The organism is Shewanella sp. MBTL60-007 (assembly GCF_019654915.1).
Lineage (GTDB): Bacteria > Pseudomonadota > Gammaproteobacteria > Enterobacterales > Shewanellaceae > Shewanella.
On record NZ_BPET01000023.1, the window covers coordinates 38,777 to 59,647 of the forward strand.

At 47.0% G+C, this 20,871-nt stretch carries 23 protein-coding genes and 1 riboswitch; of the genes, 22 read left to right on the forward strand and 1 reads right to left on the reverse strand.

Annotation, left to right across the window (positions count from 1 at the left end; translation table 11 throughout):
• Nucleotides 1-244 precede the first annotated feature (244 nt).
• From K5Q92_RS10430 to K5Q92_RS10450, 5 genes are all read left to right on the forward strand, one after another.
• On the forward strand, nt 245-1,573 hold the full coding sequence (locus K5Q92_RS10430; protein WP_220768942.1) for a coproporphyrinogen III oxidase family protein: 1,329 nt from the start codon (nt 245-247) through the stop codon (nt 1,571-1,573).
• Between the two features lie 234 nt (nt 1,574-1,807).
• Complete coding sequence (locus K5Q92_RS10435) at nt 1,808-2,650, forward strand: PfkB family carbohydrate kinase (protein WP_220768943.1); 843 nt, start codon at nt 1,808-1,810, stop codon at nt 2,648-2,650.
• Nucleotides 2,651-2,925: 275 nt separating this feature from the next.
• A complete protein-coding gene (locus tag K5Q92_RS10440) occupies nt 2,926-4,383 on the forward strand; it encodes a sensor domain-containing diguanylate cyclase (protein ID WP_220768944.1) in 1,458 nt (485 codons plus the stop codon).
• Nucleotides 4,384-4,482: 99 nt separating this feature from the next.
• Complete coding sequence (locus K5Q92_RS10445; protein ID WP_220768945.1) at nt 4,483-5,178, forward strand: MOSC domain-containing protein; 696 nt, start codon at nt 4,483-4,485, stop codon at nt 5,176-5,178.
• Between the two features lie 31 nt (nt 5,179-5,209).
• Entirely contained in the window at nt 5,210-5,560 is a 351-nt protein-coding gene (locus K5Q92_RS10450) for a DUF4870 domain-containing protein (RefSeq protein ID WP_220768946.1), read from the forward strand.
• Between the two features lie 140 nt (nt 5,561-5,700).
• On the opposite strand, the gene K5Q92_RS10455 is transcribed toward K5Q92_RS10450, so the two are convergent.
• Nucleotides 5,701-7,350, reverse strand: coding sequence for an electron transfer flavoprotein-ubiquinone oxidoreductase (locus tag K5Q92_RS10455; protein ID WP_220768947.1), 1,650 nt, complete (start codon nt 7,348-7,350; stop codon nt 5,701-5,703).
• Nucleotides 7,351-7,606: 256 nt separating this feature from the next.
• Nucleotides 7,607-7,743: riboswitch (molybdenum cofactor riboswitch) on the forward strand.
• On the opposite strand from K5Q92_RS10455, the gene moaA reads away from it, so the two are divergent.
• From moaA to K5Q92_RS10540, 17 genes are all read left to right on the forward strand, one after another.
• Nucleotides 7,731-8,711 (forward strand): GTP 3',8-cyclase MoaA, encoded by a 981-nt coding sequence (moaA, locus tag K5Q92_RS10460; protein ID WP_220768948.1) that lies wholly within the window; start codon nt 7,731-7,733, stop codon nt 8,709-8,711. Its footprint overlaps the riboswitch before it by 13 nt.
• Nucleotides 8,712-8,793: 82 nt before the next feature.
• A complete protein-coding gene (gene moaB, locus K5Q92_RS10465; protein WP_220768949.1) occupies nt 8,794-9,318 on the forward strand; it encodes a molybdenum cofactor biosynthesis protein B in 525 nt (174 codons plus the stop codon).
• 86 nt (nt 9,319-9,404) lie between these two features.
• Complete coding sequence (moaC, locus tag K5Q92_RS10470) at nt 9,405-9,881, forward strand: cyclic pyranopterin monophosphate synthase MoaC (RefSeq protein WP_202287363.1); 477 nt, start codon at nt 9,405-9,407, stop codon at nt 9,879-9,881.
• A gap of 8 nt (nt 9,882-9,889) precedes the next feature.
• A complete protein-coding gene (gene moaD / locus K5Q92_RS10475; RefSeq protein ID WP_202722920.1) occupies nt 9,890-10,141 on the forward strand; it encodes a molybdopterin synthase sulfur carrier subunit in 252 nt (83 codons plus the stop codon).
• A 1-nt stretch (nt 10,142) separates the two neighbouring features.
• Nucleotides 10,143-10,595, forward strand: a complete 453-nt coding sequence (moaE, locus tag K5Q92_RS10480; protein ID WP_220768950.1) for a molybdopterin synthase catalytic subunit MoaE — start codon at nt 10,143-10,145, stop codon at nt 10,593-10,595.
• 33 nt (nt 10,596-10,628) lie between these two features.
• The gene (gene modA, locus K5Q92_RS10485) at nt 10,629-11,408 is read left to right on the forward strand and encodes a molybdate ABC transporter substrate-binding protein (RefSeq protein WP_220768951.1); all 780 of its coding nucleotides are present in this window, start codon (nt 10,629-10,631) and stop codon (nt 11,406-11,408) included.
• A complete protein-coding gene (modB, locus tag K5Q92_RS10490; RefSeq protein ID WP_220768952.1) occupies nt 11,408-12,088 on the forward strand; it encodes a molybdate ABC transporter permease subunit in 681 nt (226 codons plus the stop codon). The genes modA and modB overlap by 1 nt, the downstream gene beginning before the upstream one ends.
• Nucleotides 12,069-13,175, forward strand: a complete 1,107-nt coding sequence (locus K5Q92_RS10495; RefSeq protein ID WP_220768953.1) for an ABC transporter ATP-binding protein — start codon at nt 12,069-12,071, stop codon at nt 13,173-13,175. Before modB ends, K5Q92_RS10495 begins: the two co-directional genes overlap by 20 nt.
• A gap of 130 nt (nt 13,176-13,305) precedes the next feature.
• Nucleotides 13,306-13,656 carry a NirD/YgiW/YdeI family stress tolerance protein gene (locus K5Q92_RS10500; RefSeq protein WP_220768954.1) on the forward strand — a complete coding sequence of 117 codons (351 nt, stop codon included), beginning with the start codon at nt 13,306-13,308 and terminating at the stop codon, nt 13,654-13,656.
• A 42-nt stretch (nt 13,657-13,698) separates the two neighbouring features.
• Nucleotides 13,699-14,220, forward strand: coding sequence for a hypothetical protein (locus K5Q92_RS10505; protein ID WP_220768955.1), 522 nt, complete (start codon nt 13,699-13,701; stop codon nt 14,218-14,220).
• A gap of 3 nt (nt 14,221-14,223) precedes the next feature.
• Nucleotides 14,224-14,901 (forward strand): response regulator transcription factor, encoded by a 678-nt coding sequence (locus K5Q92_RS10510; protein ID WP_012275265.1) that lies wholly within the window; start codon nt 14,224-14,226, stop codon nt 14,899-14,901.
• 82 nt (nt 14,902-14,983) lie between these two features.
• Complete coding sequence (locus K5Q92_RS10515) at nt 14,984-16,207, forward strand: HAMP domain-containing sensor histidine kinase (protein WP_220768975.1); 1,224 nt, start codon at nt 14,984-14,986, stop codon at nt 16,205-16,207.
• Between the two features lie 49 nt (nt 16,208-16,256).
• Nucleotides 16,257-16,931 (forward strand): TIGR01621 family pseudouridine synthase, encoded by a 675-nt coding sequence (locus K5Q92_RS10520; RefSeq protein ID WP_220768976.1) that lies wholly within the window; start codon nt 16,257-16,259, stop codon nt 16,929-16,931.
• Between the two features lie 197 nt (nt 16,932-17,128).
• Nucleotides 17,129-17,608, forward strand: coding sequence for a pantetheine-phosphate adenylyltransferase (gene coaD, locus K5Q92_RS10525; protein WP_220768956.1), 480 nt, complete (start codon nt 17,129-17,131; stop codon nt 17,606-17,608).
• 6 nt (nt 17,609-17,614) lie between these two features.
• Nucleotides 17,615-19,114, forward strand: a complete 1,500-nt coding sequence (locus K5Q92_RS10530) for a capsule assembly Wzi family protein (protein WP_220768957.1) — start codon at nt 17,615-17,617, stop codon at nt 19,112-19,114.
• Nucleotides 19,115-19,462: 348 nt separating this feature from the next.
• Nucleotides 19,463-20,194 (forward strand): glycosyltransferase family 2 protein, encoded by a 732-nt coding sequence (locus K5Q92_RS10535; protein WP_220768958.1) that lies wholly within the window; start codon nt 19,463-19,465, stop codon nt 20,192-20,194.
• Between the two features lie 2 nt (nt 20,195-20,196).
• A complete protein-coding gene (locus K5Q92_RS10540) occupies nt 20,197-20,862 on the forward strand; it encodes a TVP38/TMEM64 family protein (protein ID WP_220768959.1) in 666 nt (221 codons plus the stop codon).
• Nucleotides 20,863-20,871: the final 9 nt, after the last annotated feature.

Genomic DNA, 20,871 nt, shown 5'->3' on the forward strand with positions numbered 1-20,871 from the left:
AACCCTAAGCACCTCAGCTATTCGTAGTTGGGGTGTTTTTATATCTGGAGTCGCTTGTATGTTTTATGCGCAATCGCTAAAGTATGACCCGCTTAACAAAAAAACCTACATTTCATTGATAGGAAACGCTAAGTTATAACCTAATCACGTTTTGTGCTTATTTAAAGTGCTAATTTTGCTCTCCGCTAGTGCATTCCAATTTTCCGATTCTTTTGTAATTAGCATTCTTCTTATAGGAATTTTTATGTCTTCAATTATTTTGCCTGAAATTGCTCAACCATATAACGCCAATATCACCACACCGAACTGGATGATTAGCGGTATGGAAAAGGTGATGCAATTTTATGTAGACCGCAATTTAAGACTGGACACGGTTTCGGCTGAGATGATGCCAAATCCAATTGAAGGCAAGAAGTACATGTTGTATGCGCATGTTCCCTTCTGTCATACCCTATGCTCATTCTGTACTTTCCACCGTTTCCTCTTTAAAGAGGATAAAGCGCGCGCTTATTTCATCTCTCTGCGTAAAGAGATGGAGATGGTTAAGGCCTTAGGTTATGACTTTGAGTCTATGTATATCGGTGGTGGCACTACAACCGTATTGGAAGATGAGCTTGCCCGCACTATCGAGCACGCTAAGAAGCTGTTCCCGAGCATTAAAGAGGTGTCGTGCGAGTCAGACCCTCAGCACTTAGATAGCCCAGGATTTAAGCAACTAGAAGGCTTAGTGGATCGTATGTCTATCGGCGTGCAGAGCTTTAACGATGACATTCTGACCATGACAGATCGCATTGAGAAGTTCGGCTCAGGACAGCAGACTTTCGATAAGATCATGGCGGCTAAAGAGCTGTTCCCGATCATCAACGTTGACCTTATTTTTGGCTTCCGTGGTCAGACTGATGAAGTGATCCAGCACGATTTGGATATGGCTTCTAAGCTTGATCCACGCCAAATCACTACCTATCCGTTGATGATCACTCACCAGACTCGTAAGAGCGTAAAGGGTAAGCTGGCTGCACCACATGGCGATATGACGCGTCAGTACCGCCAAATCCTAAACAGTTTGAATGGGCAGTATAACCAGCTATCTGCATGGGCATTTGGTAAGGCGAACAACGAAGGCTTCGATGAATACGTTATCGATTATGACGAGTATTTAGGGGTGGGTTCTGGCTCGTTTAGCTTCCTAAATGACACTCTGTATGTGAATACCTTCTCACTACGTAAGTACCAGGAGCGCATTGCAAATGGTCAGATGGGTGTCGATCAGCAGAAGAATTATGGTCGTAAGGAAGTGATGCAGTATCGCTTCTTACTGGGCATGTTCTCAGGTCGCCTGTCGCGCAAGTATTTCCGAGATACCTTCGGTGTGAACCTCGATACCGCCTTGTTTAAAGAGATGACATCGATGAAAGCCATAGGCGCCATCAAGAATGACCCAACCGATCCTGACAAGCTGATCGTCACCGATAACGGTAAGATGATGGGACTATTGATGATGAAAGAGTTCTATTCGGGTATGGATAACGTTCGTGCTCAGCTACGTAAGCCACTTAAAGCTTGCGATATGTAATATTAACAAGGAGAGGGAGCTTATAGCTCCCTCTTTGCTTTATAAAGCCTTTCTGTAAGCCTGTTTCTTATTTCCTGCCGTTAATCTACCTGTATCAAAGCCGTCTCAACAACCGTGAGAATAAAAAACGACATACAACGAAATCATCCGCTTAAACCTATGCTCTAGTTATAGCTTGGAAGACGCAGGTAAATCTCATACTATCAATCTACTTGTCTTTCTTTTTGAGCAGATATGGCGAATATATTACTGGTAGCAAACCTCAATTGTGATCGTATTTTTTTGCTTAACCACCCTATTAAAACTGGCGGCCGATTTCATTATAAAGATGGTGGTCAGCGCTTAGGAGGTGGTGGCGCCAATACAGGCATTGGTCTCGTCTGGGCTGGGCATCAGGTATCTTTAGTCACTGAGGTTGGCCGCGATGATATAGGAGACTGGTTAATCGCCGAGGCTAGCACTCAAGGGGTTAACTGCAGCCTGATCCAACGCCGTGCAGGCAACACCTGTGAGATGTTGTTGATGATGACGCCGGACGGTGAGCGAACCATCATTAGACCCGAGCGCCCCAAGTTCGAATTGCCATTACCACCAAACTGGCAAGATGTGGATGCTCTCTATATTAATTCTTCAACCGAAGGCGCGGCGAGTTGGTCTAAGACCGCTATGGTTCACTGCTTGGTGGTGGCACAGTTAGCCAAGGATGAGCGAGCGCGTCCCTGCCATGTGCTTATCGCATCTTTGAGTGATATGCAGGGCCGATGTGAAGGAGACCGTTGGACGTTTGCTAAAACCATAGCTGGCGATAACCTTAGGTACTTCGTGGTTACTGACGGTGAGAAGGGCGCGATGCTATACAGCGATGCTGGATGTGAGCATGTTGCGGCTGTGCCTAGCCAAGTCGTTGACACCACGGGAGCTGGTGACGCATATGCAGCAGGGCTGATCCATGGCTTAGTGAGTCAAAAAGATATTATCGAGTCTATGCATGAGGCGGCTGTTTGGTCAGGGTTTGCGGTGTCTTGTGATAGCTCGATTCCAGGAAAAGCCCTCAAAAGCTATTTAGCCCCAGAGTAGGCTTTGTCATGGCAACGTCATCTTTGTGACACACTAGTTTCATCTACGCGACTTAGGATATCAGTCAGATAATCTCTGAATGTAGAACTTCCATTCCTAAGTAGTACTCTTCGCCTCGCCTCTCCAGCGGGGCTTTTTTATTTGATGCATTTAAATTGCGACAATCCGCTAAAAGTCGGTGCGACCTGCAAAGTTTTTCGTTATTATTCACAAAAAATTAACAAGTTTTTTGTGTGCAGCTCCGCAATGGTTAGTTGATGTGACTGAGGCTAAGTATGGGTAATAGAGTTTGGAACGGTAAAAGGCGCTTTATATGGATTCTTTCTCTATTGCTACTAATGGCTTTTGCGGTGACAAGTGGTATCAGTTATCAAGTTGCCCATGACTCTTTAAGTGAGCAGATTGAAGAAAATAATTTGCCACTGACAAGCGATAATATTTACTCGGAAATTCAGCAAGATCTGCTTAGACCGATTTTTATCTCCTCATTAATGGCGCAGGATACCTTTGTCAGGGACTGGACTATTAATCATGAACAGACTCCAGAGAAGCTGATCCGTTATCTCAAGGAGATCCAAGACAAATACGCCACTGTTACCAGCTTTTTTGTCTCCGAAGCCTCACGTAAGTATTACCACTCTACCGGTGTCTTAAAGCAAATAGAAGATATTGACCCCGATGATGCCTGGTATTTTCGTGTCCGTTCTCTGCCCAAGCATGAGCACTATGAGGTGAATATCGATCCCGATACCGCAGATCAAAATCGCACCGTTATTTACGTTAACTACAAGGTGTATGATTTCGATGGCAACTTTATTGGTGTGACAGGGGTTGGTCTGGCGGTCGAAAGCGTTAAGCGTCTGATAGAGCTTTATCAGGCTCGATATAACCGCAGTGTCTATTTTAGCGATAGGCAAGGCAATATTACCTTACACAGTAAGCAATATAGTGGCGGGGCTAGCTTGCAGCTCAGCCCAGGCCTCGAAAACCTCGCAACCCGAATTCTTACCAGTCCAAGCGCTTCGTTCTCCTATCAAAAGGCAGGGGAAACAGTCTATTTAAATAGTCGCTTAGTGTCAGAGTTCAAATGGTACTTAATTGTTGAACAGCAGGAAGCGAGAGCAGAACAAAAGTTACTGACGACCTTCTGGGCCAATATCGCCTTAAGTCTATTTATCACCCTTGGGATTTTATTTATCGCCAATATGACGCTAGGTAAATATCAACGCAAATTAGAGTTAATGGCTTCAACGGATAAGCTGACGGGAGTGGCGAATAGACAAGCCTTTGAGGAGTATTTTGCTCGGTCGTTGGCTCAATCTGTATTAGAAAGTACACCAATGTCGGTGTTGCTGCTCGATATAGACCATTTTAAGAGGGTCAATGACTCCCACGGCCATAATATCGGTGATTTAGTTATCCAAACCCTAAGTCAGCAACTTAAAGCTCTGTTAAGAAGCGATGATCTCTTGTGTCGTTGGGGCGGCGAAGAGTTTTTAATCTTACTACCTGGGTGTGGCTTAAGTCAGGCTAGTGAGATTGCACAGAAGCTTAGAAAACAGGTTGAGGAGCGACAGCTGACCGTAAATGGCTGCGAGATCAGTGTCACCATAAGCTGCGGTGTGGCTGAGTGCCGAACATCGGAAAAGGTCGAAGAGCTGATAAATCGTGTCGATATCGCGCTCTATCAAGCAAAAGAGCAGGGGCGTAACCGGGTCGTTCTTTCCTATTAGCCCGTTAATTGTGGCGTAGACTCGAAGACTTGAGCTAGGGGAGTTTTTTCTTGGCGATGATGTTAGGATAGTTTTGGGTTTTCAACAGAGTAGGTATTGATGGCACCTCAAACACTGGTCGAACAGATCTCAGGCCTATACCACGGCGAAGTGATAGTGGATCTCGCGGGCGTAACCTCAGGGATTAATCATAAGCTTAGGGCTAATGAACTGAAAATCGGTATCCAAGCCGTTGTCGGAGATGCGCAAGCCGATCCTAAGCATCATGGCGGGCTAGATCGAGTGTTACATCATTTCCCACGGGAGCATTATGGCCAATATCGCCGCTGGGATTTAATGAGTCGTTTTAAAGATGCTCCTGCTATGGGGGAAAACATCAGTACTGTAGGACTAGATGAGACTCAGGTAAATATTGGCGATATCATCAAAATCGGTGAGGTGGAGCTGCAGGTAACCCAGCCGCGTTCGCCCTGCTTTAAACTCAATCTGCAGTTCGGTCATGATGACTTTGCCTTAGCTATGCAGCAAAGTGGCCGCTGCGGTTGGTTTTACCGAGTGCTAAAGTCTGGCACCATCTATGAGACTGACACCGTCCAGCTGCTTAAGCGCCTGAACGATATCAGTATCGCAGAGGCGATGCATATCTATTTCTTACCTGAATTTAATGCCGAGCAATACCAGCGTCTAGCCGATTGCGAAGGGCTAGCGGCGGCTTGGGTGAACAGCCTTAAGCGTCGCATTGAAAATAGGGTCATCGAAGACTGGCAGATGCGTTTGTATGGCCCAAAAAAATAACGGATTAGAGCAATTTCAAGGAGCGGAATGTATGACTAGAGATGAAAAGAATATGGGAGTATTGGTACACCTAGCGAGCTTTTCTGGTTACCTTATCCCATTCGGCAGTATTTTAGGCCCACTTATCGTTTGGCTAATGAAGCGCGATGAGTATGCATTTGTAGAAAGCTGTGGCCGAAACTGCCTGAATTTCAAAATCAGTATCATTATCTACTTTATTATCAGTGGAATATTAATGTTCGTTGGCGTGGGCTTTATTCTGTTCGGGCTGTTAGCTATCTTCGATATCATAGTGACCATTGTCGCTGCGATTAAGGCAAGTGACGGCGAGAGTTATAAATACCCATTAACGATAAACTTCATTAAGCCGAGAGTTTATTAATCTTTACCTAGATAATAATACCAATCAGTATAAGCCTTAAACAAAAATGCCTATTGGAAAGACCCGATAGGCATTTTTGTTTCCAGCCCTACGCCACCTTCTTCAGAAGGTGGCTCTACTTGGACTGGTTATACGCGCAATTACATATTGGGGTAGTTTGGTCCACCGCCGCCCTCAGGCGTTACCCAAGTGATATTCTGACTCGGGTCTTTAATATCACAGGTCTTACAGTGAATGCAGTTTTGGCCGTTAATGACAAACTTCTTCTCGCCGGCTTCCTCGACAATCTCATACACACCAGCAGGGCAGTAGCGCTGGGCGGGTTCATCATATTTCACTAGGTTTACCTCAATAGGGATGCGTGCATCTTTGAGGCGCAAGTGACATAGCTGATCTTCTTCATGGAAGGTGTTAGATAGATACACCGAAGAGAGCTTATCGAAGCTCAGCTTACCATCTGGCTTAGGGTAATCAATCTTGCTGTAAGCGCTCGATTCGGCCATCTGTGCATAGTCAGGCTTCTCGTCCCTAAGCGTGATAGGCAGCTTACCGTTAAACCAATTTTGATCGATATAGTTAAATGCACCACCTAGATAGGTGCCAAATTTGTGCATGGCAGGGCCGAAGTTGCGTGATGCATACAACTCCTCTTTGAGCCAGCTTTCATCGAATCTGTCTTGTAAGCAGTCCAGATCTTTACCCGGTTCGACACCAGCCATCATAGCTTGTGCTAGAGTCTCTGCTGCTAGCATGCCGCTCTTCATCGCTGTATGTGTGCCCTTGATCTTGGCAAAGTTAAGCGTGCCCGCATCGCAGCCGATAATCATACCGCCAGGGAAAGTGAGCTTTGGTAATGAATTGAGACCGCCTTTAGTGATGGCTCTTGCACCGTAAGCGATACGCTCACCGCCAGTGAGCGTCTTAGCGATAACGGGGTGCGTCTTATAGCGCTGGAACTCGTCAAATGGGCTCAGATGTGGGTTCTTATAGTTAAGATCAACAATGAGCCCCACTGCGATTTGATTGTTTTCTAGGTGATACATGAAGCCACCGCCTGAGGCTCCCTCGGTGAGTGGCCAACCGCCAGTGTGAACCACCTTACCAAGTTCATGTTGCTCACTGGGTACCGTCCAGATCTCTTTAAACCCTAGGCCGTAATGCTGCGCTGTTTTACCGTTATCGAGATGATATTTCTCAATAAGCTGTTTACCTAGGTGACCACGGCAACCTTCACCAAATACGGTATATTTGGCGTGTAGCTCCATGCCTGGCTCATAGCCATCTTTGGGCTGGCCGTCTTCGCCAACGCCCATGTCACCAATTTGAATGCCTTTGACACTGCCGTCTTCGTTAAACAGCAGTTCACTTGCAGGGAAACCAGGAAATACTTCGACACCTAACTCTTCGGCGCGCTCGGCGAGCCAGCGACAAAGGTTACCAACACTGATGATATAGTTGCCTTCGTTGTGCATGGTTTTAGGAATAAGTGCATTAGGTATCGCGCGCGCAGCAGTTGCGGAGCTGAGCATATGCATCTCATCGTGAGTCACGGCTGTGAGCAGGGGAGCATTCTTATCGCGCCAGTCATCAAAAAGTTCATCCAGCACCTTAGGTTCGAATACTGCACCAGACAAGATGTGTGCACCAACTTCGGAGCCTTTTTCAACGACGCAGACCGTGAGTTCCTGGCCAGTGTCTTGAGATATTTGCATTAAACGACATGCAGTAGCTAATCCAGAGGGCCCCGCGCCCACGATTACTACATCGAATTCCATCGATTCGCGTTCCATCAGATCACCTTTCCTTTTTATTCCCCCGATGACAATAGTGCCAATTGAATCAAGCAGACTATAAACGGGTGTTTTAATGTTATTGGTTCACCTTACCTTAAAATTGGATAAGGGCACAGCGTTTCCAAGCTTATGCTGCAGATATTTTAAGCATTTTTTGCCGTGATAACTGTCACAAAAACTTTATATGTGTCGATTTTTGACGGCAAATGTGGGGTTTTGGGTATGGTTTGTCACAAAAATACGCCTATAATCAAGGTTGACGGTTCTCCGAGCTTCTTACCCTACGTCGAGACAGATACGGGTTTTTAGCCGTGGCAATAACGCCACCGGGGTGAGAAAAGAAATGATCTCACCTCCCCTTACTTGGAAAGGTGATCATGTCCCAACTACAAGACAACTTTGGTCGACGGTTTCATTATCTGCGTATGTCAGTCACTGACGTATGTAATTTTAAGTGTACGTATTGTCTCCCCGATGGCTACCGCCCAGATGGCAAGCCTAAATTCCTCGATCTCAACGAAATCGAGCATTTGGTTTCGGCCTTCTCACAGGTCGGCACACAGAAGATCCGGATCACCGGTGGTGAGCCTTCACTGCGTAAAGATTTCACCGACATTATTCGTATCGTTAATGACAACGATAAGATCAAAACCATTGCGACGACGACCAACGGTTATCGTTTAGCTAAGCATGCTCAAGAGTGGTATGACGCAGGGTTAAGACGTATCAATATCTCGGTCGATAGTTTGGACCCTAAGATGTTCTACCAGATCACTGGTGAGAATAAGTTTGATGACGTGATGCGCGGCGTCGATGCCGCCCTAGAGGCAGGATTTGAGCGCGTTAAAATTAACGCCGTACTGCTTAAAGGCCTCAACGATAAAGACTTACCGCGATTTCTACACTGGATAAAACATACGCCAATCGATCTACGTTTTATCGAGCTGATGGAAACTGGCTTAGGCCACGATTATTTCAAGGCCCACCATCTAGCGGGCAACGATATCAAGTTACAGCTAGAACAGGCGGGTTGGCAGTTCGATACGCCAGCGGTTGACGATGGCCCTGCGCAAAACTTCAGTCATCAAGACTATCAAGGCCGCATCGGGCTTATCATGCCCTATGCAAAGAACTTCTGTGCCAGTTGCAACCGCCTACGTGTATCGGCAAAAGGGAAGCTGCATCTCTGTTTGTTCACTGAAAATGGTGTCGATCTGCGTGACCTGCTACAAACACCGGATCAACAAGCTGAGTTGATTGAGCGCTTACATGGTCAGCTTGCACAGAAGAAGCAGACACACTTCTTACATGACGGCATCACAGGTGTGACACAGCACCTCGCTTCTATCGGCGGCTAGTTAAACTCTGATCTGACGCAACTAAGTTGCGTCAGAAGCTAGGTATAATTATCGCTATGACTCGAATAAATAAGAGACCATAATGGGACACTGCACTCAAAGCCAGTTTACGGCGCTAAACATTGCTGTTTTAACCTTATCTGATACCCGTGATTTTGATTCGGATACATCGGGAGCTTTTCTTGAAAGCGCGTTGCTAGAGGCTGGGCATAAGCTTGCCGACCGTCAGATTATCAAAGATGATAAATACCAGATCCGTTCGGTGCTATCCCAATGGATCGCCTCCGATGACGTGCAGGTGATCATTACCACTGGCGGTACAGGCTTTACCGATCGGGACAATACCCCAGAAGCGGTTAAGCCATTGTTCGATAGAGATATCGAGGGCTTTGGTGAGCTTTTCCGTCATATTACTTATACCGAGCTTGGCACATCGACGGTGCAGTCTCGTGCTCTAGGTGGCATAGCCAATAAAACGGCTATCTTCTGTCTTCCAGGTTCCACAGGTGCGTGTAAGACAGGCTGGAATAAGCTGATTAAAGAACAACTTGATGCAACACATCGTCCTTGTAACTTTGTGATGCACGTGAAAAAAATCACCGAATAGGTCTCATCTAGACCGATTCTACGGTACTGTTTTGCGGTGCTGTTTTTAGGTACCTTGACTCAAATTTATAAAAAGGCGTAAACCCAATGACCAATGCTTTTACCCATATCAATGCAGATGGTAATGCTCACATGGTAGATGTGACAGATAAGTCTGTTACCGAGCGTGAGGCGCGAGCCGAAGCCTATATTGAGATGGCGAGTGAAACTCTAGAGATGATCATGAGTGGCAGTCATCATAAAGGTGATGTATTCGCGACAGCCCGCATTGCGGGTATTCAAGCGGCGAAGAAGACTTCCGACCTTATCCCACTTTGTCACCCTCTAATGCTGACTAAGGTTGAAGTTGAGCTAGAGGCGCAACCAGAGCATAACCGTGTATGGATCCGCAGTCTTTGTAAGCTATCGGGTAAGACAGGCGTTGAGATGGAAGCTTTAACCGCAGCTTCAACGGCCGCACTGACTATCTACGATATGTGTAAAGCGGTACAAAAAGATATGGTGATTTCTCAGGTGCGTCTACTGGAGAAACGTGGCGGTAAGTCAGGGCATTTTAAGGTATAGAGACCAATATGATTAACGTATTATTTTTCGCACAAATTAGAGAACTGCTTGGCACCGCTAGCGTAAAAGTTGAAGCCGGTGAACACACCCAAACTGCCGAAGGCCTACGTGCTACTTTAGCTGCGACCGATGACAAGTGGGCCAAGGTCATGGCATCTGATAAGCTGCTGGTGGCGGTTAATCAAACCATCAGTCAGTGGGATACACCCATTGTTGATGGTGATGAAGTGGCATTTTTCCCACCAGTAACTGGAGGTTAAGATGATCCGCGTTCAAACTGCAGATTTCAGTGTACCCGATGAGTATCAGCTAATTAGTCAAGATAACAGCGATGGCGCGGTAGTGACTTTTGTCGGTAAGGTGCGTGATTTTAACGACGGTAGCGCAGTTACCGACTTAACGCTTGAACACTATCCTGGCATGACAGAAGCGGTGCTAAATCAGATTGAAGCAGAAGCGCGCGAGCGTTGGCCGCTAAACAAGGTGACTATCATTCACCGCGTTGGTGCCATGGCGCTTGGTGAGCAGATCGTATTTATTGGCGTGACTAGTGCCCACCGTAAAGCGGCTTTCGCTGCTTGCGAATTTTTGATCGATTTTCTTAAGACAAAAGCACCGTTTTGGAAGTTAGAAGCGGGTGATAAAGGCGCAAATTGGGTGGAAGCCCGCGATGCCGACGAACAAGCTGCAAAGATGTGGGATCAAAAGGCGTAACTTGACGCCTTTTAATGCCAGGAGAACCGCTCAATGAAGTTTAGAGTAATGGTGCTTGCTCTATTGCTACCGTTTTTAGCAATGAGCAAAGGTGTGCTAGCGGCGCAAGATGTGCCAGCTATTGCGGCGGCATCGAGTATTAAGTTTGCCCTCGATGATATCGCTAAGCAGTTTACCCAAGAGACAGGCCGCAAGGTGCGGATCTCCTATGGTTCCTCAGGCAATTTTGTTGCCCAGATAAAGCATGGTGCCCCGTTCGAATTATTTCTATCGGCCGATGAGCGCTATATCAAGCAGCTAAGTCAAGCTAAACAGACGCCCGATGACGGTGTTGTGTATGCAGTGGGGTTGCTCGCGATTGCCGCGCCCAAGTCATCGCCATTAACCTTAGATCCTGACTTAAATGGGGTTAAGCGGTTGATGGACTCGAAGCAGTTAAAACGCTTTGCCATCGCTAACCCCGAACACGCCCCCTACGGCGAACGTGCCGAAGAGGTGCTGAAGAAGCTAGGACTGTGGCAAGATATTCAGCCAAACTTAGTCTTTGGTGAAAACGTGTCACAGGCGGCGCAATTTGCCGTGAGCGGCGCCACTCAAGGTGGCTTGGTTGCCCTATCATTAGCGGTGGCCAAACCTTTCAAGGCGCGAGCCAATTATGTGGTGATCCCACAAGAGTACTATACGCCATTGAGTCAGCGCATGGTGCTAACCCTGAAGGCGGGCGAAACCGCCAAGCTGTTTTATACCTATCTGCAATCTGAGGCCGCTCAGAGTGTATTTGCCGATTACGGCTTTGCGAGAGCGATGAATTAATGGATTGGGAAGCGTTACTGCTATCGATTAAGCTCAGTAGTGTGACTGTGCTTATTTTGATCCCGCTGGCGATTTTAGCGGGGCGTTTTCTGGCTTATCGCCATTTTCGTGGTAAGTCTTGGGTAGAAGCCTTAGTCATGGTGCCTTTGGTGCTGCCACCAACCGTTATCGGCTACTATTTGCTGGTAGGGCTCGGCAGTGAATCTTGGCTAGGTCGTATGTTAGAGCAACTACTTGGTCACCAATTGGTTTTTCACTTCTCAGGGCTGGTGGTCGCGTCCATCTTAGTCAATATTCCCTTTGCGATTCAGCCAATTCAGCGCGCCTTTGAAGCGGTGCCTGAAGATGTGCGCGATGCGGCTGCCTGCTGTGGTATGAGCCGCCTTAAGGTGCTGTTTAAGATTGAACTGCCTATGGTGTGGCCTGGCGTATTAACCGCCATGGTGCTCTGTTTCTCCCATGTATTGGGAGAATTTGGCGTGGTGCTGATGATGGGCGGTAATATTGCCGGGGAAACCAAGACAATCGCCATCTCGATATACGACAGTGTGCAGGCATTTGATTTTGCCAGTGCAGGTAATATGTCGTTGGTACTGCTGTTGTTTGCGATTACCGTATTGGCGTTAACGACCAGTTTGTCGCGCCGTGTTGGAGGTCAGCATGTTGCAAAGCGTCGCTGATCTATATTGCTGCATTAAGCAGAGCAAGCATATCAAGCTTGATGCTGAATTCAGCTGCAAGGCGGGAGAAGTATTAGCCGTTGTTGGTCCCTCTGGCGGCGGCAAATCGACCCTGCTGCGGATGATCGCTGGTCTGACACAGCCTGAAAATGGCGTGATCCGCTATGGTGATAAGCCTTGGTTTGATCGCGAGCAGAACATACAGCTAAGTCCTCAGCAGCGTCATTTAGGTTACGTTCCACAGCATTTTGGTCTGTTTCCTAATTTAACCGCCCTCGAAAACGTGGTGGCGGCGCTGGATCATATCCCTAAGGCTGAACGAGAGACGCGGGCAAAAGACTGGCTTGAGCGGGTCAATCTTCATGGCCTGCCAGACCGGCTTCCAGCACACCTTTCTGGCGGTCAACGTCAACGGGTGGCGCTGGCTAGAGCCTTGGCGCGAGAACCTTCGGTACTCCTGCTTGATGAGCCTTTTTCGGCTGTCGACAGGGAGACTCGTGAGCGTCTTTATCTTGAATTGGCTCGCCTGAAAGAGCAGCTAGCGATTCCAGTCATTATGGTGACCCACGATCTCAACGAAGCCTTACTATTAGCCGACAGCATGATCTTGATCAGCCAAGGTAAGATGCTGCAGCAAGGCCGGCCTCATGAAGTTTTGACCCGCCCGCGAGATGAAGCTGTTGCGAAACAGATGGGTCTGCGCAACATCTTCGATGCCCACGTGATCGCTCAGGAAGAGGAGCGACAGATCACTTGGCTTAAATTTGGTGAGCATCTGATCGCCAGTACTTATTTTGAAAGTCTAGATGTGGGTACTAAGGTGCGCTGGGTGATCCCCAATCAAGGGGTGCGCTTTAACTCGATTAAGAAGGGGCGTTTGTGTCGCAGCTTCAATAAACTCGATATTACTGTCGACTCTATGCTGGTCATGGGAGAGACGGTGCGAGTGCTGGCAAGTGTTGTTGGTGTGCAGCATAAGATCCATGCCGAAGTGCCACTGCATTTAGCCCAGAAACTGGAGTTGACAGTGGGCACACAAACGACTGTCGCGCTCAAATCTGAGCTCATCCATATACTGGAAAAGTAGCTTTTTTAGGTGGAGATTATCGGTGCTAATCTATGCTTTAAGCATATGATCAAAGTTTAATCTTTGCTCCATCTAGATGTTATAGACAATGACATAAACTAGGCTCATATATTGAGAGGAGTGCTATTTTATGTCTAAAAAATTAACGGGTTTAATCGTATTATCGGCGGTATTAACGCTTCCAGCTTTTGCTGCTTACAATGGCCCAGGCCCTGCAACTCAGGTTAAGACTGCGTCTGATGCGGCTAAAGCTAAAGATGACACTCCAGTCGAACTGACAGGTTATCTAGTGCAAAGCCTAGGTGATGAAAAGTACCTTTTCCGTGATGAAAGTGGTGATGTTGAGGTCGAGATCGATAATGCGCTTTGGCGTAATATTGAAGTATCGGATGACACCAAGGTGAAACTTGTCGGTGAAGTGGACGATGAGTGGCAAGGTATTGAAATAGAAATTGACAGTATGCGTCTGGTTTCTGAATAATCCTTTCAAAAAGTGGTTTAGCGTTTTATTTTCGGAGGAGCCATGGCTCGCTGGCTAGTTGGTTTGTTATTAGTATCTGGTAGCGCGTTTGCTGGACAAGGCTTGTATTCAATGATCTCTTCGGGAAACTATCCCTTGCCAACAGAGATGATGCAGCAGCTTGAGCAGATGAATGATGGCGTGATCTCCGAATTTGAAGCTGATATCGAAAATGGCGAATTGATTTATGAATTCAAGATGATCGATCCTCAGGCAAAAACCATCACAGAATATGAATACCGTGCGATAGATGGCAGTTTGAAAGAGCGGGAAGTAGGGCGTCTAAAGGGTGATGATAAAGATGAACTTGCTGGCGTACTTGTACTGCAACAAAATGGCCTATCGCTCTCGGAAATGTTGACCCTAGTGAATGAGGAAAATAGCGGCCATATTGTTAAGGCTGAAGTCGATAATGACCTAGGGATCAGTTATATAGAATTAGAGATCCTCGATGTCGATGGTAAACATCAGTTAGCCTTCGATATTGAAAACAAACAATTATTACCACTGCTCAAATGGGACTAGAACATGAAAATACTCATGGTTGAAGATGACGCGACTACCATCGAATATGTCGTAAAGGGATTTGTTGAGCAAGGGCACAATATAGAAACGGCAACAGACGGGCATCAAGGCTTACTGCTTGCGACCAGTATGAAGTACGACTTGATCATTTTGGATCGTATGTTACCACAGCTAGATGGTCTTAAACTGTTAGCGGCATTACGTGCCACTGGTAGCCAAACGCCAGTGTTAATCCTGTCTGCGCTAAGTCATGTTGATGAGCGTGTTAAGGGGCTGCGTGCGGGCGGTGATGACTACATGACTAAGCCTTTTGCCTTCTCTGAGCTGCTGGTACGCGCTGAAAAATTAATGCAGCGTGGTGAATCTCTGCCAACTATCACTGATCTCAATGTGGGTCCGCTGACCATAGAGTTGTTGACGCGCAAGGTGACACTTGATGGGCAGGAGATCTTGCTGCAACCTAAAGAGTTTCAGTTGCTTAAGTACCTAATGGAGCACGTAAACCAAGTGATTAGTCGTACGCTGCTATTTGAAGCTGTGTGGGATTATCATTTCGATCCGCGTACCAATGTCATCGATGTGCATATTGCCAAGCTAAGACGTAAGTTTGAAGAGCTAGGACACGGTGAGTTAATCGAAACTGTTCGAGGTGCTGGATATCGGCTACGCCAAGGGCATTAAGCCCTATCAGAGTAGTGCCTGGCGCATTACCATCATATTCTCAGCCCTAGTAACTGTCATCATTGGCACCTTGTTACTGGGAATGTATCGCCAGCTGATCAATGAGCAAGAGCATCAGCTGGACTTGCATCTCGATGCTGAAAAGACCCGCTATCAACAGATGGCGCTGACCTTGGATAGACGCAGCTTTGCGACTCAGGTACGCAGTGCCGATCCCAAAGTGACCTTGATTGTTTGGCGCAACTCCCTCGATCTTATCGGCTCATTGAGCATGATCCCTAAAGATATGCCTATGCTACCGGAAAAACGTGAGTTTCCGGTGTTTACCGGCGGTCCAGAGAAGCTACATATCTTAACTGGTGGTATGGTGATGACCCGTTATGGCCCTATGCTGATTGCCACTCGTGTCGACCAGCTTGGTGCCCTTATCGATAAATTTACCAATGCTGCTATTACCGCGCTGATGTTGACTCTAGTGTTGACGCTAGCCTTGGGCTATCTGTTTTCTAAAGCTATTTTGCGGCGCTTGGTGCAGTATAACCGCTTAAGCAAGCGCATTGAGCGTGGTCAATATTCGACGCGTCTGCCCGTGGGCTGGCGTGAAGATGAGTTTGATATGCTTGCGCGCCAGTTTAATGGTGTACTCGATGCGCTAGAGAAAAACCTTGCAGCAGTGCGTGGCGTGACCGATAACATCGCCCATGATCTGCGTACCCCGCTATCACATCTTCGTATAGGACTCGAACAATTACCGGCTAAGCCTAAAGAGGAGCTTGAAGAGAGCTGTGCGATCCTCACCGAAGAGCTAGATCATTGCCTAGCTACCTTTGATGCCATGCTGTCGCTGACTCGTATCGAAGAGGGACAGCAAACGCTGGAGCTGCAAGAGGTTAGCCTAATCGAACTTAGCCAAGATCTGTTTGAGATGGCCGAGGCGATGGCCGAGTTTAACGGTCAGTCACTCAAGCTCACCACAGGTGAAGAGTTCCAGCTCAGTGGTGATAAGTATCTGCTGTTCCAAGCCTTGTTTAACTTGGTCGATAATGCGATTAAGTATTCCGGTGAAGGTGCCACGATCAGTATTTCCCAGAATCGTAATGTCATCTCTATCCAAGACAATGGTCCTGGGATCCCCGAAGGGTCTCGTGAAAAGGTGTTCGAGCGTTTGGTGCGATTAGATCCTAGCCGTCATCACAAGGGGACAGGTTTAGGTTTGTCTATGGTGAAGGCGATTCTGTCGCGACATAATGCTAAAATAGCCCTAACTGATAATCAGCCTGGCCTAAAGGTGATTATTACCTTTTAGTCTAGCGATAGCTAAGCTGCTCTAGGGTAGCTTAGTGGAACCTTCATTTATGTATCGAGTCATTGCCGATGAGCGCGACTTTATTGTGATCAATAAGTCGGCCGAAGTGCATTTTCACAGCCAAGATGGCAGCGCTGGCGTTGTCGCTCAGGCCGAGGCCGATCTCGGCATTAAGCTCTACGCCGTACACAGGCTAGATACTATGACTTCGGGGCTGATCATCCTCGCTAAATCGAGCAGGGCTGCCGCAGAGTTTACCCGTATGTTTTCCGCGCATCTGGTGCAGAAATACTATCTTGCGCTAGCAAAGGGTAAACCAAAAAAGAAGCAGGGCTGGGTCATCGGCGATATGGCTAAGTCTCGTCGTAGCATGCATAAACTTCTACGTAGCACCGATAATCCGGCCATCACTCAGTTTTTCTCTCACTCGGTTGGCGAGGGGGAGCGACTGTATCTACTTAAACCCCACAGCGGTAAGACGCATCAGCTAAGAGTGGCCCTAGCTAGCATAGGTGTGCCGATCTTGGGTGATACCCTCTATGGTGGTGAGAGTGCCGATAGAGGCTATCTCCACGCCTACTGTTTACACTTTGATTATCAAGGACAAGAGCATCAATATACTGCTCTACCAAGTACTGGTGAGCATTTCCAAGATACTGGTGTTAGCCAGCAACTTGATGTTTGGCAGCAGCCCCATCAATTAACTTGGCCCAAGCTGAAATAGTCCACGACCACTTAACTGGGTTACCTTTTTGTTTTTCCGCCTCTGAGATAAGTTACCTTGTCGCTTATCTGGGCTTTTACATTCACAATTCCCTCAATAACGAGTAGGATAGGAAGCCTAAAAAGTCCATACTCTAGGACGATAAATTTCAAGGTAGTTCAGACTGCTAAGTAACAACTTTAAGGGTAGATTTTAACGTGCATAAGCGAGCCATATATCCTGGAACATTTGACCCAGTTACCAATGGTCATGCCGATTTGATTGAGCGTGCGGCAAATTTATTTGAGCATGTCATCATAGGCATTGCTGCCAACCCTTCTAAGCAGCCAAGATTTACCCTTGCTGAGCGAGTCGAATTACTCAAAACGGTTACTGCGCATTTAGATAATGTCGAGGTGGTGGGGTTTAGTGGCCTGCTGGTTGACTTTGCAAAGGAACAAAATGCCAGCGTGCTGGTCAGAGGCTTACGTGCGGTATCTGATTTCGAGTATGAATTTCAGCTAGCCAACATGAACCGTCGTCTGAGCCCAGAGCTTGAGAGCGTATTTTTAACGCCGGCGGAAGAGAACTCATTTATCTCATCGACCCTAGTGAAAGAAGTGGCGCTTCATGGGGGAGATGTGAGTCAGTTCGTTCATGTTGAAGTGGCAAATGCATTAACAAATAAGGCTAAATAGTTTTCCATGCTTAAGTTTATCCAGTTTCACAGGGTTAGATTCATAGCCATTCTAGCCTTAGCCTTTTCTGGGGGCAGCATTGCTGCGCCTTGGGTCGATACCTCCGATATCTACCTCAGAGCCGATATTCAAGCCCTAGCCGATGCGGGAGTCATTACCGTTCCGGTTAATACCTACCCCTTGATGTGGTCGGGTATTGGTGGCGACTTGGCTAAGGTCGAACCTTCGACATTAACGCCTGCATTAGTCGAGGCCTTTTCCCGTGTTAATTATTACTATCGCAATGCAGTCGATAATCGTGGCAATGTTAGTGTAAAGCTGGCGGCTGCGAGCGATCCTGCTCGTTTTCAGCACTTCGGCTCAGACTATCGCGAGCAGGGTGAGGCCAGCGCTTCTTACGAGTATTTAGGTGATAGGTTTGCCTATAAAGTTTCGGCATCGGCGAATTACGATCCTGCTGATGACGAAGAGTTTCGCTTCGATGATTCCTATCTTGCCATGGCGATGGGTAACTGGATGTTTACTTTCGGTGCCATCGAGCAGTGGTGGGGACCCGGTTTCGACTCATCGCTACATAAATCGAATAACGCTCGTCCAATGCCGTCACTCATGCTGAGCCGTAATAATGCTCAAGCTTTCGAGACACCTTGGTTGTCGTGGTTAGGTCCTTGGACATTTACCGCAGGGGTGAGCATGTTCGAAGAGGAGCGTTATGCTCCTCATACTCTTTTATGGAACTTCCGCGGATCGATTCGTCCTTTTAGGCAGTTAGAGATAGGCCTTTCTTGGACAACGCAGTTCTGTGGTGAAGGGCAAGAGTGTAGCTGGGAAAGCGCCTTTAAATCGATCACTGGCCAGCGAGATTGTCGCGCCGATAACGTCGATGAAGTGGGGTGCAGCAACTATGGCAACCAGATGGCTGGTTACGATATCCGCTTTAGTGATACTTGGTATAATGTTCCGTTCGGCGTGTATTACGAGAGAACCTGTGAAGATGCTAAGAGCTCTGCGCCATGGGATATCGTGGATTGTGGCTCGATGTTCGGTGCCGATACCCGTTTTAATCTAGATGGTCAGCAGTATAAGTTGTTCCTCGAATACACTGACACCATGGTGTTCTGTGGCGAAGATGAAAACAGCTTTAATTGTTTCTATGAGCATTCAACATATCGAAGTGGTTCCCGTTACTACGGTCGTGCCCTAGGCAGCACCTATGACAGCGATGCCAATGTGTATGTGCTTGGCTTGATTGGCCAGTTTGCCAATAGCAAAGGCTTTACCTCCTTGCTGCGTTACGCACAGCTTAATAAAGACGGTAAAAGCCCGAGCCATGGCTGGGCACCTCAGCCATTGAAAGAGGACTTGTTGATGCTGGAACTCAGTTATCGTATGCCAATCTGGAAGGGCATGATGAGCGTAGGTGGCAGTGTGTCTCAATCAGAATTTGAGGTGCAAGAGAACGAAACGAATGCCACGGTATTTGGTACTTATGAGTATAAGTTTTAAGAAAACCTTATAGAAGAGCCAGCGCTTAAGAAGCGTTGGCTTTTTTATTTAGTTAGATTGAGTTTGAGGCAAGCTAACGGCCTTTTTAAATCGCAATTTAAGCCCATGTACTAAAAATTACATAATCATGGTGCAAAGTAAGATTAGTGTTTTTAATTTTTATCTTTTTCTATCTATTACAGCAGGATCTTAACGCGTTCTTGTATGAAGTAGAGTGGTGCAACGAAATAGAGGAAAGCCTGAATTTCCCTGAGTTCACCAGTAGCTAATGACTCTCTTTGTCATGGCAATAGTTAAAGGTGGTATAGAGCAGATTTTTAGCTCTAATAACTTTTTGGAGTAAGTATTTTGATTTCAGTCGTTATCCCAGCAAAAGACGAGCAAGCTAATATTGGTCCTTTAGTGGAAGAGATCCATCGAGCGCTAAAAGATAAGACGCCCTTTGAAGTGATTGTTGTGGATGATGGCAGCAACGACGATACCTTCGGTGAGTTACTGCGCACGGGTGAACGACTCGGTTGCTCGACTAAGGCGATTCGCCATGAAAAAAGTACCGGACAAAGTACTGCGCTGCATACCGGTGTTCAACACGCCAGCGGTGATATTATTGCGACACTTGATGCAGATGGTCAAAATGACCCGGCAGATATTCCAGCCATGCTAGATCTTATTCCAACCATGACCCATAGCGATTTTTGTATCGCGGGTTATCGTAAAAACCGTAAAGACACTGCCTGGAAACGATTTCAATCCCGTGTGGCCAATAAGGTGCGCGATGGCTTACTCGGCGATGGTGTACCCGATACCGGCTGTGGCTTGAAGGTATTCCCGAAGGCCAGTTTCCTCAAGCTGCCCTATTTCGATCATATGCATCGCTATATTCCTGCACTGATCCGTCGCCATGGCGGAGAGGTTAAGGTCTCAATCGTTAACCATAGAGATCGCATGGAAGGTGAGTCTAAGTACACCGCTTGGAACCGCGTCTGGGTTGGGATTGTCGATATCATAGGGGTGATGTGGCTAAACCGTAGAACTCGTTTACCCAATGTGATTAAGACCGAGACTACACAGGCTCAATAGCTATGAAACGCTTAGCTAAAACATTATTGGTCATTACAGTATTGCTACTGTTGATGTTTGCCGTCCAGCAAGGCCTATTTGAGCACCTGACCGATAGCAACTGGGTAGGCAATTACGTTGAAAAGAACGGTAACAGTGCCTTAGTGGTGCTGTTTCTTATGGGGGCGGCATTTACCAGTGTTGGTGGGCCTCGCCAAGTCATCGCCGTTGTTTTTGGCTTTGCCTTAGGTGGCGTCTATGGGGCGTTACTGGGCACTGCATCGGCGTTACTTGGCTGTGCGGTCACCTTTTACTTTGCCAGGCTGACCTTTAGAAGCAGTCTTAAAAAACGTTTTAAAGATAAGCTATTTCGTTTTGAGAGATTGATAATCCATCGTACTTTTTTAAAGGTATTGATGATTCGATTACTGCCAATTGGTAGTAACGCCTTAACTAACTTATTCGCAGGCTCTACTCATGTGAGTGCGTGGAAGTTTTTTTTAGGCAGTGGAGTAGGTTACATCCCGCAGATGCTTATCTTTAGCTTTGCAGGTGCAGGTATTGGCTTGTCGGATCACAACAGCTTGATTATCAGCATAGTGCTGTTTATTTTCTCATCTCTGATTGGCGCTTACCTGTATAAGACTAGGTTGCGTAAACAGGTGGGCGAGATAGTTACCGATGAATAATAAGGTTAA